The following is a 14,241-nucleotide window of genomic DNA, read 5'->3' as shown; positions in this document are numbered from 1 at the left end:
ACTCTATTGCGCGTTGCGTTGCATGATTTCCAAAGCACCCGCCGCCGCGTTGGCATTGGGAACCAGTGTGCTCTCTTCCGCGCCGCCCGATCCTGTGACGCGTTTGGCGCAGCCGGGCCACAAATGCTCCGGCACCTCCAGCCTGCCCAGGATGACGGGATCGCATGAGAACGGGTTTTCCGTGCCCTCACTGGTACCGAATTTTGACACCTGAGAGAGCTTGGTGTTGCGCTGGAGAAGACGAGCGTTCAGCAGCTCGTTCACCGCTGCAGAGCCCTGGATAAGCTGGTTGAGCAGGTCGGCATTCAAACCGCGCGACGTGGAGTTTTCGTCCCAGGCATCCATGTATTCTTCCTTCGTCCCGACACCCGCCGCCAACGTGTCGATGAGGCTGGAATACTGCGATCGCTGCGCACCGCTTGCTTCGAGCCCCGCAGCCGTCTTGTTGACGGCATTGACACCGCCAGTCTGTGCGGCACCGGCAGCGGCGGTGCCGCTAACCTGGATGCTAAAGGGCGGCGGGGCGGCAGCCGGCGCTTTACCGGACCCCGCATACTCATTGAAGTATCCATGCCAGCGCCCGACGCCAGCCGACCAATTGGCCTGTTCGGCCGCCGTCGAACCGTTGTAGTAAGAGGCGAGGCATGCGTAATTCGTGCCGCCGCATTTCTTGACCGCTTGACTCAGCAGCTTCACTCCGCCCTCGACATTCTGTTCGTTGATATCGCGATCGAAGCCGAGGCCGCGGCCCGTACTCTTGGTGAGCTGCATCGCGCCTTTCACGCCAGTATGGCTGCCGGCGCACGTGTCGAAGCGCGCTTCCTGGTAGGACACGGACAGCGCCAATCCTTCCGAAATGCCATACTTCTTCGCGTAGTGCCGGATGAGCGACACATTGGCCGCATCGCGCGCGAGCGCCTGTTTTGGCGAGCGCCGGAACATCTCGTTTCGGTATTTGTTCGAATAGGTGCAGACGACGGCCTTGCGCTGTCCAGTTTCAGACTTCTTTTCCTCATTGGAACTGTCGTTCTGGAACTCATCTTTTTTCCGCTCGACGAGGTTGGGATCGTCTTCAACAGCGATTTGCGCCAGACCAATGCTTGGGGCGATGAGCATCGGCGCCGTCACGGCCGTTGCGAACAATACGGCCGTCGGGCCGGCTCTAAGCTGCCTGCTCATCCGCTTCCGTCTCCCATCCACAAAAATAGGGGAGCCACGCGGTCGGCTCTTCGCCATAGTGCTTGCGCAGCTCCTCACACTCGCGAACCGTCTTTTCGTTGCCCGACAGGACCTTCACCAAGTCCGGCATCGTCGAGAGGTCGAGCTTGGCGACGATCGAATCCGACGCATGTTTCACAAGGAATGCGCGGCTTTCCTTCGCCGTCTCCCTGACAAACCGGAACTCCTTGGCCGTTAAGGTGAACCGTCTGCGGTAGGATTCCTGATCGGCCTTCGGATTGGGGAAGAAAATGTTGGTGGAGGTCTGCTCAATTAGCGTGTTCGAGATCGCCGACTTTGCAACATCGTCAGCGGATTGGGTGCCGAAGCCGACCACGCCGTTGCGCTTACGGATCGTCTTCAACAGGTCCTTGATGAACTCGACGAAAACGTCGTCATCCAGAAGCTTCCAGCCTTCATCGAGGAATACCAGGAAGGGATCGCCGTTTATCTCCTGATCGATGCGGAAGAACATATAGAGCAGCGCCGCGGTGCGAATTTTCGGCTCATTCAGGATTTTGGTCATGTCGAAGCCGATCACCACCGACGAGAAGTCGAGTTGGTCGGTCGCATTGTTGAAGAGCCACCCTCTGCTCTTCATGTCGAGCCACGGCTCGAGCCGTTGTGTCAGGTCGTTCATCCCCGGTTGCAAACGACCGCGCAGGACCTCCGGCAGCATCGAAAAGACGCGACGCTCTTTCGGAATCCTGAAAATCTGATCGACGGCATCGCCGATGACCCGGATCTCGGCGGGCTCCAATGTGCCGTTGTCGGGCTTCAGCAGATACTGGAGCAACGTATCAACGAATGACCGATTTTCTGGCGTGTCGTCCAGCTGCAGGGGCGCGAACCCGGTTTGAACACCGGGTTCCAGAACTTCATAGCGGCCGCCGAGCGCCCGCACGAAGATTTCCGCGCCGCGATCCTTGTCAAAATACACGCAGCGCGGCCGAGGCTCGACCCTCATGCTTTGAGCCAACAGGAAGGACATTGCCACGGTTTTGCCCCAGCCGGTCGGTCCAAAAACCGTGAAATTACCCACGTCGTCGACATGGAAATTGAAATAGTAGGCCGTTTGGCTTGTCGTCTCGAGCAGGGCGATCGGACGCTTCCAATGCAGTCGATCTTTCTGGCCGGACGGGAAATTATGCCCCGAAAACAGTCCCGCGAAATTCATCGACGAGATCAATGCCTTGCGTGCGATGTAGCTAAAATTCCCCGGCAGTTGCGCCCAAAACGCCGGCTCCATGTTCAGACGCTCTCGTACCGGAATGATGGCCAGACGCGACATTTCCGACTGCACGTTGGAAATTGCCTTGTTGAGCTCCGGAACTGACCGAGCGACCACGCAAACGGTCATATGATGGTCGCCGAACACGACTTCACCTTGCGCCAGCTTGTCCATGCCGTCGTGAACGGATTGCTCGACTGACGTGCCCCCTTCGTCAGACCCGACAACCTGTCGACCTATCTTGCGGATTTGGCCCATCGCGGCAACGCGGTCCTCCAGGGCGAAGGACTGTGTAATGATGATCTCATGAGGCAGGCGAAGAAGCCCGTCGAGGCCGCCCGGCGTTGTGTAGGGGGGATACTCCTTCATGGAGATCATCGCGGCCAATTTCGAACCAGAGGGCTCTGCCCCCTTGATTTCGATCGCCTCGCGCCCGAACAGCAGTTGCCGCGTCGGAATCGCCTCAGCCAAGCTCATTCGGGGGAGCGGGACTTCCACCTCATCGGCGCCCGCCAAGATCTTCGCTAGAAATTCCCCAGGCTCCGAAAATACGCTGCCGTTGCGCTCGACCACGCCGAGTTTGCGCGCCCCATAGGCGCCGAAATCCTGCACGATGCTGTCGGTCACATCGTGCAGTTCCTTGAGTGCTTCGGCGCGGGTTTCCTCGCCGGCCGATTGCAAACGAAACTGATCAAAAATCTTGTCCACCCAGCCGATCTTGCCGACCATCGGTCGGCGCATGACCGTCATGTAAACTTCGTTGACGAACAGGTTTTTGGAGGACAGCGCCTCCATGTAACGCGCGTCCAGCTCCGCGACAAACGGGTTGTCGAAGCTACCTTCGATCTCCGGCGTGATGTGACGGCGGATGATCGTCGCATAGACGGCAAAGCGCGACGACGAGAGATTGCGGAATGTGGTGTTGCGGTTCAGGACACGGGCGTTGAGCTCTGACTGGTCCATCGTTTGGAACGGCAGACCGCCCATGCGGATGATGCAGGCCACAAAGCCCGCCTTGGTCACCAATACATTGTCATCCACATGACGCAAGAATGGGACGTGTTCACTCACGCCCTGCTCTTTCTTGCGCTGTTTGCCGTATTTGAGATCAGCGTTGATGCTCACGGAGAATAGCTCCTGGCTCCCCAAAACGAGGTGTTTCCCATCGCCCGCTTGGTCAGAAAAAGGCGCTCGAAAATATGAAACATGTGAATGTCGCGTTGGCACAGATAGGCCGACACCCCGTGGCCGATCACGGCCACCAGGGGCGGAAGCAGAATGTTGCTGGTGGCGATGAAGAACACGACGCCGATCAAACCGTTCAGCCAAAAAACCTCGTAACGCACTCCCAACACCATCAAGGGGCGCGTCAAGGCGAGGCTCACAGGCTCGGCCGTGGGCAGGTCATCTTCGTTGTCGTTCATGTCTTAGCTCGAGGCGGTCTCACGGATTGCGTCGACCAGTGTCGAGGCGCCAAACACGAAAGCGATGCCGACGACGATCGAGAACGCCAGCGGCCAGGCCAGACGGCCGGTCATTGCCATAAACCCGAGGAAACAGACCGCTATGATCGCAATAGAGCGCGCGATGTTGCCCTGCAGGACGCCGACCAGCCAATCGAAGACACTTTCAATTGGCGCCGCGTCCTGAGCGAAAGCGGCGATCGGCTGCAAAATCGTGCCGATTGCAACGGCAGCCGCGAACTGCAGCGTGAATTTACTCCACTTCAATAACATGTCCGTCCTTCCACGCATTTTCGAGTTTCCCTTCTCCATTGACCTCAGACACGTTCGCCGGCTGCGACGAGCCGACCATGGCTGACAGCTTCCAGCGGTTGAGAACCTTGATGATGTAGCCGGCTGTCTCCGGAAACTCCGGAATGCCCTGGCTCTGACGTACGTTTGCAGGCCCAGCATTGTATGCGGCGAGCATCAACAGTGGGTCGCTGAACTCACCGTAAAGCTGCTTCAGATATTTGATGCCGCCGCGAACGTTCGCCTCGACATCACACCTGTCACGAACGCCAAGATCGCCCGCCGTTCCCGGCATCAGCTGCATGATCCCCACGGCGCCTGCCGACGATTGTTTGCGCGCCGCGCCATGCCGGCTTTCCACCCAAGCCACCGCATCGGCCAGGTCAGCATCGACACCTTCCTCTGCTGCCACCGCGCGCACGAGGTCGCTTACGGCCTTGCTGTCGACTCCCGGACACTCGGTTGCCGCTGGCATCTGCGTCTCAGGCGACTGATGATTCAATGTCACGGTGTACGCGGCAGGTTTCTCGTTCCGAAACGCCGCTGCCATGCGAGCTGCTACATTTACCGGTTGCAGAGCGTGCCGAGGGACGGCATCCTGCGCATGGCCCTGTGTTGCTAGCGCAACCCCCGCCGCAAGAATTCCGACGAACGAAACTCTGGCCATTGCGTCGCTCCGGTTATTACTTTAACTTACGTCATAACCGCGGCAACCCTGCTCGTCAACAAGCGACTACAACCATGGCTTTCTTTCTCGTCGGCAATTCGCCCCTTTTGCTGCTGACCATAGCGCGGGCGACCTCAGCGCGTCCAAGCCGCCCGTGTTGCGCCTTCGGCGCTGCCCGCGCCAGCCGCTTGACGCTTTCGGTCAGCCGCGCACAAATGCAGCCAAAACGGAGAATACCGTCATGAAATTGATCGCTCCCGCTTTGATTGCCGCCGCTGCCTCGATGAGCGCGGCATCCGCCCAGGACGAGCCGTCACCATTCGCCGAACCGCGCGTTGAATATCTCAGCCAGTTCGCCGAACCTCACAAGAAGGTCTTCGTTCTTGAACGCTACGATGCATCCGGCAAGCTCGTAGCTCGCGAGGTCGACGAAATCTCGTCTCCCGTCGAAATCATTGACGCGACGCATCGCAAGATCAACGGCGTCGAATATGTTTTGCGCGGCCTCACGTCGTGCCCGTCCAAGAAGGTCATCTACAATCGGGTGCAGACGTGGGATTGCAAGGACGCCGCGAAAGACGACGCCGGCACGATCTACAACGAGCGCGCCAGCGTGATCCTGTGCAAGACACTGGTCCTGCAAGCGACGCCCGGAACGCCCGATCCTGTGTCCTGTTTCGCCCGCGTTGGCGAAGGGTCGAACAACGATCCGTTCCTCGTCGCCAACGACGACGACTCTATGGTCTTCCAGGGTTTTGCTCAGATCGCCGTTGACAAGAAGGGCAAGCCGCTTCGCCCCGACCTCCTCGAGTCGGCCGTCATGGGAAAGGAAATGGGCCTTGGCGATACGAGCCAGTGACATTCTTTTGACGGCGATGACAATCGCCGCAACCTTGCTTCCGGCCTATGGCCAGCAGGTGGCATCGAGCTTCACAGTCCCCAAGAACATCACGTTGCAGACCGGCGACACCTGGGAGTTCAATGGCCAGGTCTACCGACTATATGGCATCCAGTCCTGTATACGCGGCAGCATCGCTGTCGACGCCGCCGGCAATAAGCGCGACTGCGGAAGTCTTTCGCTGGCTCAGCTCGGAGGCTTGTTTCAGACGGCGGCAGTGACTTGCCAACCGATCGGGCGAGCGCGGGACGACGCGATTTTCACAGTTTGCGCCGCCGAGATCGAGGGTTCGACGATCGACGTTGGCACAGCCATGATTTCTTCGGGCTTCGCCTTTGCAGCAACCTATGCCGATGGCAATGCCGTCAACGTGAGTTATGTTGTTGCGGAATTGACCGCAAAAGGCTCCGGCGAGGGCTTGTGGGCTTTTAAATTCCCACACCCCGTTCAGGCGCTTTTGCGGTCCTCGCAGCCGGCAGCTACGAAAGGAGCTGGCCAATGACCATGCCAGAGTCCCAATACAACCGCCCTATGACAATCGTGCAGGCAGAGGCGTTGGAAGCGCAGAAGCAAACCGAACGCGATCTCGCCGATCTCCACAGCGGTAACGGTTGGGCTGTAGCCGCCATCATTTTCCTTCTGGCGCTCACATGGCTGTGCGATCAATTTCCGGCTCTAGGTGATTTGCTCCTTAGTCTTTGGTACTCATGAACAGCATCACATCCTCTGCAATCGCTCTCGTGATCGGTGTCGCCATAGGAGTTGGCGGAACCTATGCACTAACATCGCCGGCGTCTCGAAACTCCCAATGGGAGATTCCCACTGAGGAAGAAGCTCGTTCGTCGCTGCAAGCTGCCAAGCCCAATGATTGGCCGAATTTACAATTGTCGTTGGGGCAATGCGACAAAGACACCCTGGGACCCGGTGTACGATGCGCCGTTGACGTCACTTATGACGGTCTCGGCGGCCAAAGGAAGAGACAATCCATCGTCGGCTTTTCTAAAACCCCGAGCGGCTGGATGGCCTCGCTCTATCAATAGCCGTCATGATCTGAAAACGACTGCAAAAGCGTCTCCCAGTCCTTCTCGTCCAAACCGCTCCACCGTCGCGCAGCAGCGTCCGCACATAGGCCGCCTTGGCGGCTACATCGAGCATTGACGTAGCTCTGATTAAGGCACGGACGTCCAAGTTCCGCGATGCGGAAGCCAGTCCCCTACCCTTTCCACATTTGTCGAACCGAGAAGAGCCTGCATGTGCTCTGCCAAGTCGAGCTCGCCGCGGCCCTCGATCCTCAAAAGATATCTGGCCTTGGCCCGGCGATCACCTTCCCTGACCGCAGGATAGGCACAGACAGCCAGCAGTGCCCTTTCCTCGGCCCGGCTGGCTCTGTCGTGTTCGCGATTACTGCCGTCCCTTTCTTGGATTGCGTTGCCGAACGCCGCGTACGTTGCCTTGTGCGCCTTTATCAGCGCCCGCAGGTCGCGGGACGGTTCTCGGTCCCGGCGTCGCGGCTCTCCGGCGTGAGCCGTTGCCGCAATCGTCGAGGCGATGACGGCGCTCCCGGAGCTGAGAAGCAAGGCGCGGCGGCTGATCCCGGACATGGTGAACTCTCCTCTTCACTTCATGGCAGGCTGGCAGATCGGTATCGTAAACACCGGCCGACCGTTGGCGCAATTCCTGTCAGGATGGGTCGCACTGTCGTCCGCGTTACAGCCAGGGCGACCGCCTGGATCGGGCTTGTCGCGGACCTGTTCGATCGATCAATTCCCCTCGGACGTCGAACGCGAAAAACCTTCACCTTTGCGGAAGTTCACTCGCGCTCGGCCGAACTCAGGCCCATGACCCATTACTGACCTTCGCGGTGACTACACCGAAGGTCGAGAACCAGGTCCAAACCGGACCTACGTCCTCGGCGCGGTGGCGCTCGGGGCCGACAAGTTAAAAATCAGTGCGCTCCGTCGAGCGCGGGCGAAGGTTCGGGAGAAAAGCTTGAATCGTTTGGTGTTCTGTCGCTGGATAGCGAAGAAGGCGCCTTCCGAGCGTCCGCCGGAACTGGCTCCCGAGGAGCCGAAGCTGTGCACGTGCATTTTAAGACAACGGCATCCTGCCCGTCCCGAAGCCACTGACGTCCGGTCCCATCCACGTGGTGTCACGCGCAAAGCGGACGTTGATGCCGCCAGCTTGCATTGGCTTTCCGCTCTTTCCGCACGAACTTAGCCCGACCGGCGCCATTTCCCCAAAGATCAATAGGCAGCGCTCCGATTTTGGCCCACTGTTGCTTCATACCAGATGTTGAACCACTGACAGGGCAAATGAACCGAGCCTGCGAGCGAGATGCTCAAACCTCTCCCCGCGAACCGCCATATCCCGATATGGTCTGGATCTCCGGTGGCGAATTCCTGATGGGCTCGGACACGGCCTATCCCGAAGAAGCTCCGGCGCATCGCGCGCGTGTCGACGGCTTCTGGATGGACCGCTTCACCGTGACCAATGCCGAGTTCGGGCGCTTCGTCGCCGAGACCGGGTATGTGACGCTTGCCGAAAAGCCGGCCAACGCGGCGGCTTATCCCGGTGCGCTGCCCGAAATGCTGGCGCCTTCCTCGACCATGTTCAAAAAGCCGTCGGGGCCAGTCGACTTGCGCAACCACTACAACTGGTGGGTCTATGTCGCCGGCGCCAACTGGCGCCATCCAAGAGGGCCGGCAAGCAAAATCAAGAAGGTGTTGGATCATCCGGTGGTGCACGTCGCATTCGAGGATGTCGAGGCCTATGCGAAATGGATCGGCAAGGAATTGCCAACCGAAGCCGAATGGGAGTTTGCCGCGCGTGGCGGACTTGATGGCGCGGAGTTTGTGTGGGGCGACGAGCTAACGCCTGACGGAAGGTACATGGCCAATATCTGGCAGGGCGAATTCCCCTACCGCAACATGCTGGAGGACGGCTTCGAATACACTGCGCCGGTCGGATCGTTCCCACCTAATGGCTACGGCCTTTTCGACATGGCGGGCAATGTCTGGCAGTGGACAACCGACTGGTATCAGGACCACGTCGAGGTTGATAGCCCGTGCTGCAGCGCCGCCAACCCGCGCGGCGGCACGCGCGAAGGCAGCCTCGATCCGAGCCAGCCGGACATCAAAATTCCGCGCAAGGTCACCAAGGGCGGTTCGCATCTGTGCGCGCCGAACTACTGCCGGCGCTACCGGCCTGCCGCGCGCATGGCACAGCCCATCGATACCTCGATCTCGCATCTCGGGTTTCGCTGTATCGTGCGACCGCAGAACCGGAGCTGGGAGTGATCCCGCAACCAACGACCGCTTTGGATCCGAGGACTACGTTTGATTCGGCGGGTTGGAAGGTCAGGAAATGGCGCTACCTGTGCACTCCGGCAGTCGGCTTAGACAGCAAGATTCCACCCTTTCGCGACGGCGAGATGGCGCCTTCTGAAAAATCTTCGTTTTCTAGCAGGCACCTTTGGCGTCCGCACGCAAGCTTTAGGAGAAAGCGCCGGCGGCCACCGGGGTACTATTCACAAACGACTGCAACAGCAGATTCCAATCGGCGTCTTCCAATCCGCTGTCGCCCTCGTTGAGCAACCACCGAAGGTGCTCGGCCTTGGCAGCGCAATCCTCGATGCTTTCGACCGCAAATCGAAGCATCTCGTCCCGTGCATGCTCTTCCTGGGCAAGGAGCTCGTTCAGTCGCATCTCGAGCCGCGCTGAAAACCGACTTTCCGTCTCGCACTCGACGAGACGCCGACACAGACGCTCCACCTGCTCTCTCAACTGACGATGCCGTCGAAGTACCGTTGTGAGCGGCCTTTCAGTGATAGGATCCTCAAGGCGTTCACCATTAAACGTTATTACAGCCAGAGCCATATCGCGCATCCTCCTTGTGGGGTGAGAAGCTACGTTGGGCGTCCCTCGCCCGCTCCAAGGAAATGATTTCGGCCATGTTCCTTCCCAAAATCAATCAGTTGTACGCTTCATCCGGGGGCGCATGTCCAAAGCTTGGAAGCGCGCTGCGAAGTTGCATCGAGTTGATAAATACGTTGATTGAGGACGAAGGCACGATAGGATACGAAGCCTAGCGAAACGGAACGAAACAAGAGCCTATAAGTCATTGTTTAGGAACGGAAAGTTATTTCTCCCTCCGCCGAGAGACGGGAGTGATTTCAAAGAATTGTTCAAACGATTGGCGGCGGCGGGTGCGGGTCGGCCGTTGGGCAAAGACGGGTTTCCTGCAGGCCCATGGACGCCCGAGCTTCTTGCAGAGGCGATTTCACAGATTGATTCCAACCGGGTTGGGGTCGATCTGCGAACGGTGCAGCTTTGGTTTCAAGAGAACGAGAAGGGAATTAGCACTGCCAACATTCGTTGGCTGGCGAGGATTTTTGGATGCGATGATCCGGTCGCAACTAGCGAATGGCAGGTGGAGCTTAGTGCGGCGCAATCACGGTTATCGGCCAAGAGACGAGAATGGAAGAGAGCCGGAAGCAGCGTTGCACAGGAGATTCCAGATACGGCACTGACTGCGACCTTCGATGACGAGACAGACTCCCCGGCAGAGTTGACACGGGATACTGACGCCAAGGGGCCGAGGCGACGTTTTAGTTTGGCGAGGAAATCGGAGGCGTTTTTTAGTCACGGATCTCCCCTGAATTTACCGGCGTCGGTGTTTGCCGGCATGACCGCCCTCGGCTTTTTGTCCTACATCATTGGTATCCACAACGTCACCTACGAGCGAGCGGACGGGCTCGTTAAGCAGGTTGGATTCCTTTGGGCCGCAAATTGGACACTCGACTTTATGGTGTTCTTACCGCTGTTTTTCTTCTTCGTTACAGAGTTGCTGGTCTTCTGGAAAAGTGAGGGGCGCAGAAAGCTCGCAGTGCAGGGCGATCAGGTGGAAAGCGACGACGCCTGGTTGCGCAACGTTGACGCTTCCTCGTACACATATTGGTCGGTTTTTTTGATTTGCTTGCTGTTCGCCGGTCTTTTTCAATGGATCGGCGTGTCCTTGATCCCGTTGATGAAGGGCGGTGGCAACTATGCCATGGATTGGGGAAAAATAGCTCTTGTGCGTCCTGAGGTCATATCTGTCCCCGAAACAGTCGGTTTTACGGGGCTCGCTTACCTATACATGTGCCTGGTGTTTTATCTTTTCTTCGCAGGTCTCATTTTGCTCTATACGGTTGTTCATGATCTTTGGAGAATTGGAGACGGATTGAAGAAGCTGCCGCATGTTGATCATCAGCAAGAGCTCAATGAAGCCGGCCTCACAGTGATGCGTGGGGTTTTTCGGTGTACTGTTTTGGGGGTTCTGGTCGCCATATGGATGAAGGTCCAAAGCTCTTATCTGGCGTCCAGTGGTGAGAATATTATGGCGTGGTTGGTCGGCGATATGTCTTCGATGTTCCAAGGTCGCGATGATGTGAGCACCGGGTTCCGCTATCGTATGCCGACGCATTACAGCAGCCTTCTTATCGTTATTTCGACCTGTTTTGTATTTCTGTATGGCTCCATCCGATTAGGTGTCGGAGGTCGATTTCATGCGCCTTTGTGGAAGATGTCGGCGGTCGTGGCGTTACTTGTTGTCAGCTACTTGTTGATCGACGCGTTTGCCGGCTTTTCGACCCTTCTGGCCATTTCAGTGCTAGTCGCACTATACGGCCTGTTCGATCCAGGATTAGGCCGCTGGCGAGCGAGCGAGTTAGGAAACAATCAGAGTGTTTCATAGTTGGCTCGATCGTTGGGACGAACGCCGGGCCCTTCGCGGAGAGGAAGGGAAGAAACTAACGGATTTCGTCCTTGACGCGGAACGCGCCTTTCCAGGTGCGAAGAAGATAACAAGTATCGAGGAATTCTGTGCCCTTGCGGACCAAGCCGTGGCTGATCCAGCCTTTTTCGATGAGCCGAGTGTGAGTGATCAGGGTTTTGAAAAGCTAGATGGGTGGGTCAAATTTCCATCGGACATTTCTACTGATATCGAACAAAACAATGTCGTCTCGGCGAAAGTCACAGAAAGCGGGTCGTTCGATCAGGCGATGGTGATTTTTCACCACTGGAATGCAAGCGCCCGGAATCGTCAGATTGCCAACTTTTTCTCGCAGCGTGGCATCACGGTTGTCGAGATTGCTATGCCTTATCACTTCGAACGCAGCCGTCCCGGCTCCGTGCACGCCGACTATATGCTTAGCCCTAATCTCGGTCGAACGATCCAATCTGTAAGGCAGGCAGTGTTGGATGGGCGAAAACTCATACGGTGGTTGAAAAGCGAAGGCTATCGAGAGATTTCGGTTCTCGGAATGAGCTTAGGTTCCTGGGTTGCGGCCATAGTCGCGGCACACGACTTGGCTGTGTCAAAAGCCTCGTTGTTTCTGACGGCGGGGAGTCTAGCGGATATGGTTTGGACGGGCCGCGCGACACGATCGATACGCGATAGCCTTGAGCCTGAGATTGAGCTGACCGATCTCAGAAGGGCCTGGGGTCCACTTAACTTGGAGAATTACGCGCATAGTTTGGCACGGCCTGATCTCGATCTCCATGTTGTGTTGGCTAAGAGAGACAAAGTGGTGTTGCCAGAGCTATCGGAGAGGTTCATGCAGAGGCTGAAGGACGCCGGGGCTAGGCCAAATATTTTGGAATTAAACTGTGGCCACTATTCGCTCGCCACGCCGCCTTACATTTTGTTGGCCGGTTTGAGCTTGAAGCGGTTACTAAGGCGCGGCCGTTGAGCGGTTTCTGTCGTCTGCTGACAAGTCGGCCCGGCGATCCTGACCTGTGTAAACGATTATCTGTATGGGCTGGCCGCGCGCACCCGCCTGTTTCTCGGGGCAGCGGCGTTTGTGCGTATGGCGGAACGGCTGGGTTGGGAGTACAGGATGCTGGCATTCCTAGGACCACCGTAAGCATCCGCCGGGCACCGCGGAATTTCCTCCGCGCTCAAGCGTCCCGGCCACCAGTATCAAAGTCTGTTTGGCAAAATCTCTTGAGGCGGCGTTGAAGCATGTCGCAAAAAGGGGCTGGTCCTCGATCGCCGGGACCTGAAAAATCTGCATCGGCACCTCGCTGCCGAAATCCGACGAAGCCGCCATGTGCGGCCGCGGATTCCGACATGATGTCGCCCCTGCTACCGTTGATTGTCGTACTTTAATTGAGGTTTGTGACAAGCTTTTCGCTGCTGCTTTTTTGAACGATGGCTGGGCCGGCCGCGGGGAACTGTGTTTTCCCGGCATCACATGATGCGCTACGTTTTGCAAATCCCCGCCTAGCTCAGCAATGCCCCGACGAGGACCGGCGCAGTCTTGCCCGCCTTCCCTCATGTGAATCCGGGGATGCTGTGGGGAGCGACAACGTCGCAGAGGTGAACAATTTGGCTGTTTTTTTGCCGGTCCGCACGCGGCGATTGGCTGGTATCGATTGGACGGGAACAGTTCCCCTAGCGGCGAAAAAATCGCATGCCGGCGCAACGGCGGCAAGGCTCAGCTGCGTATCCCACACCGTTCTTGAATTCGGCGGCGTCGCGATCGTTTTCGAGCGCCTGCAGCCCGACGCCGTGACACGATACGCAAGGCACGCTGCCTTGCTGATCCTTGCCAAGTTCAGCGGCCCACCATCGGAGTTCCCGACGCTGCCTTCGGGTCAAACTGTCCGGTGTCATCCCTTTGGCATTCCCGCAGATTCTGGAAGGCAAAAAACGCCTTGCGTGATCGAAAGCACGACCCCTCCTTTCGGTTCGACAATGGCTCCCGTCCAGGCTTGCGAGTAAGTGCGGCTCGCATCGACCGCCGTCAACCACAGGACGCGGTTGTCCGCCAGCTCGACTTTCACCTCCGCCTGCAGGGGACTGTCATTGACCGTCTGCCGGTAGTGTCGCTTGATCTTCACCGTCCCGTCGGGAAACAGCGCACGGCTGTTTTCATATTCGATCTCGAACTTCACACCTCCTGCATCGCCGATTTTGCAAGTCCCGTCTCGCTCACAGATCGTGCGGGCCGTCGCTTCGCACGTCCAATTATACCCTGACTGCCACATCGGATTGCCTGCCTGCGCAAACGTGAATCCGGGCACCAGCAGAGTGATGATCGCTGCGGGGGCGATCGCACGCATTCGAAAGAGTGACACGCTGTCATTGTTCATGGTTCTTCCGGCCCGTTTACCTCAGTCGTCGGCGTGACCAGCAACGGCCCTTGTCGCCGATGAAATCCAGTGCTGGCGCTGTTCTGATAGAACGCCAGCGTCATCGCTGCCACATGCAACGCAGCGTCAATCCCCTCGCGCTCTGCGCGTTCGCGCAGTTCCTCAAAATACATGTTCGCGATCTGTTGGGCGTCGCTCATGCAGCGATGTTAAAGTATCAACTCCTTTGTCGCTAGAGGGGAAAGGCGGGCTCTGCCCCCTCTCCCCAAAAAGGCGAAAACCGGCATCCCCCCATTCTTCCTCCGCGGCTTCGCGGACTCCGTGCAGGACCGGCTGCG

Annotated in this window: 15 protein-coding genes; 7 read left to right on the top strand and 8 right to left on the bottom strand. The window is 57.9% G+C overall.

From position 1 onward, the window contains the following. Positions 1-3 precede the first annotated feature (3 nt). Genes BQ8482_RS26760 through BQ8482_RS26740 form a run of 5 tightly spaced genes read right to left on the bottom strand, consistent with a single transcriptional unit; the run spans position 4 to position 4,870 of the window. A complete protein-coding gene (locus BQ8482_RS26760) occupies positions 4-1,179 on the bottom strand; it encodes a transglycosylase SLT domain-containing protein (protein WP_165848727.1) in 1,176 nt (391 codons plus the stop codon). Beyond that, entirely contained in the window at positions 1,163-3,574 is a 2,412-nt protein-coding gene (locus tag BQ8482_RS26755) for a VirB4 family type IV secretion/conjugal transfer ATPase (RefSeq protein WP_123150347.1), read from the bottom strand. The genes BQ8482_RS26760 and BQ8482_RS26755 overlap by 17 nt, the downstream gene beginning before the upstream one ends. Then, entirely contained in the window at positions 3,571-3,873 is a 303-nt protein-coding gene (locus BQ8482_RS26750) for a VirB3 family type IV secretion system protein (protein ID WP_123150346.1), read from the bottom strand. Before BQ8482_RS26750 ends, BQ8482_RS26755 begins: the two co-directional genes overlap by 4 nt. A gap of 3 nt (positions 3,874-3,876) precedes the next feature. After that, entirely contained in the window at positions 3,877-4,185 is a 309-nt protein-coding gene (locus BQ8482_RS38340) for a TrbC/VirB2 family type IV secretion system protein (protein WP_165848726.1), read from the bottom strand. Next, a complete protein-coding gene (locus BQ8482_RS26740) occupies positions 4,166-4,870 on the bottom strand; it encodes a lytic transglycosylase domain-containing protein (protein WP_123150344.1) in 705 nt (234 codons plus the stop codon). The genes BQ8482_RS38340 and BQ8482_RS26740 overlap by 20 nt, the downstream gene beginning before the upstream one ends. 241 nt (positions 4,871-5,111) lie before the next feature. Here BQ8482_RS26740 and BQ8482_RS26735 point away from each other — a divergent pair, with 241 nt between their 5' ends. The 5 genes from BQ8482_RS26735 to BQ8482_RS26715 all read left to right on the top strand — a co-directional run bounded on the left by BQ8482_RS26735 (position 5,112) and on the right by BQ8482_RS26715 (position 9,064). Further along, positions 5,112-5,729, top strand: a complete 618-nt coding sequence (locus tag BQ8482_RS26735) for a hypothetical protein (protein WP_133254838.1) — start codon at positions 5,112-5,114, stop codon at positions 5,727-5,729. Between the two features lie 34 nt (positions 5,730-5,763). Beyond that, the gene (locus tag BQ8482_RS26730; RefSeq protein WP_133254837.1) at positions 5,764-6,270 is read left to right on the top strand and encodes a thermonuclease family protein; all 507 of its coding nucleotides are present in this window, start codon (positions 5,764-5,766) and stop codon (positions 6,268-6,270) included. Continuing rightward, the gene (locus BQ8482_RS26725; RefSeq protein ID WP_123150341.1) at positions 6,267-6,479 is read left to right on the top strand and encodes a hypothetical protein; all 213 of its coding nucleotides are present in this window, start codon (positions 6,267-6,269) and stop codon (positions 6,477-6,479) included. The genes BQ8482_RS26730 and BQ8482_RS26725 overlap by 4 nt, the downstream gene beginning before the upstream one ends. Then, positions 6,476-6,808, top strand: a complete 333-nt coding sequence (locus BQ8482_RS38740; RefSeq protein ID WP_208867837.1) for a hypothetical protein — start codon at positions 6,476-6,478, stop codon at positions 6,806-6,808. Before BQ8482_RS26725 ends, BQ8482_RS38740 begins: the two co-directional genes overlap by 4 nt. A 1,332-nt stretch (positions 6,809-8,140) precedes the next feature. Continuing rightward, positions 8,141-9,064 carry a formylglycine-generating enzyme family protein gene (locus BQ8482_RS26715; RefSeq protein ID WP_425294141.1) on the top strand — a complete coding sequence of 308 codons (924 nt, stop codon included), beginning with the start codon at positions 8,141-8,143 and terminating at the stop codon, positions 9,062-9,064. A 195-nt stretch (positions 9,065-9,259) separates the two neighbouring features. On the opposite strand, the gene BQ8482_RS37825 is transcribed toward BQ8482_RS26715, so the two are convergent. Further along, positions 9,260-9,643: a hypothetical protein gene (locus tag BQ8482_RS37825; RefSeq protein ID WP_133254836.1), complete on the bottom strand. Its 384-nt coding sequence runs from the start codon at positions 9,641-9,643 to the stop codon at positions 9,260-9,262. 244 nt (positions 9,644-9,887) lie between these two features. On the opposite strand from BQ8482_RS37825, the gene BQ8482_RS26705 reads away from it, so the two are divergent. Then, the gene (locus BQ8482_RS26705; RefSeq protein ID WP_123150337.1) at positions 9,888-11,501 is read left to right on the top strand and encodes an RcgA family putative transporter; all 1,614 of its coding nucleotides are present in this window, start codon (positions 9,888-9,890) and stop codon (positions 11,499-11,501) included. Next, positions 11,491-12,498 carry an RcgR family putative quorum lactone hydrolase gene (locus BQ8482_RS26700; RefSeq protein ID WP_123150336.1) on the top strand — a complete coding sequence of 336 codons (1,008 nt, stop codon included), beginning with the start codon at positions 11,491-11,493 and terminating at the stop codon, positions 12,496-12,498. The genes BQ8482_RS26705 and BQ8482_RS26700 overlap by 11 nt, the downstream gene beginning before the upstream one ends. A 922-nt stretch (positions 12,499-13,420) precedes the next feature. Here the strand turns inward: BQ8482_RS26700 and BQ8482_RS26690 are convergent. Both BQ8482_RS26690 and BQ8482_RS26685 read right to left on the bottom strand, forming a co-directional pair. Then, positions 13,421-13,903 carry a hypothetical protein gene (locus tag BQ8482_RS26690; RefSeq protein ID WP_023801640.1) on the bottom strand — a complete coding sequence of 161 codons (483 nt, stop codon included), beginning with the start codon at positions 13,901-13,903 and terminating at the stop codon, positions 13,421-13,423. Continuing rightward, a complete protein-coding gene (locus tag BQ8482_RS26685; protein ID WP_123150334.1) occupies positions 13,900-14,103 on the bottom strand; it encodes a hypothetical protein in 204 nt (67 codons plus the stop codon). The genes BQ8482_RS26690 and BQ8482_RS26685 overlap by 4 nt, the downstream gene beginning before the upstream one ends. Positions 14,104-14,241 lie beyond the last annotated feature (138 nt).

The organism is Mesorhizobium delmotii (genome assembly GCF_900149755.1).
Classification (GTDB): Bacteria; Pseudomonadota; Alphaproteobacteria; order Rhizobiales; family Rhizobiaceae; genus Mesorhizobium; species Mesorhizobium delmotii.
The sequence above is the reverse complement of the archived record's forward strand: the minus strand, read 5'-3'. Positions and strand labels throughout refer to the sequence as shown.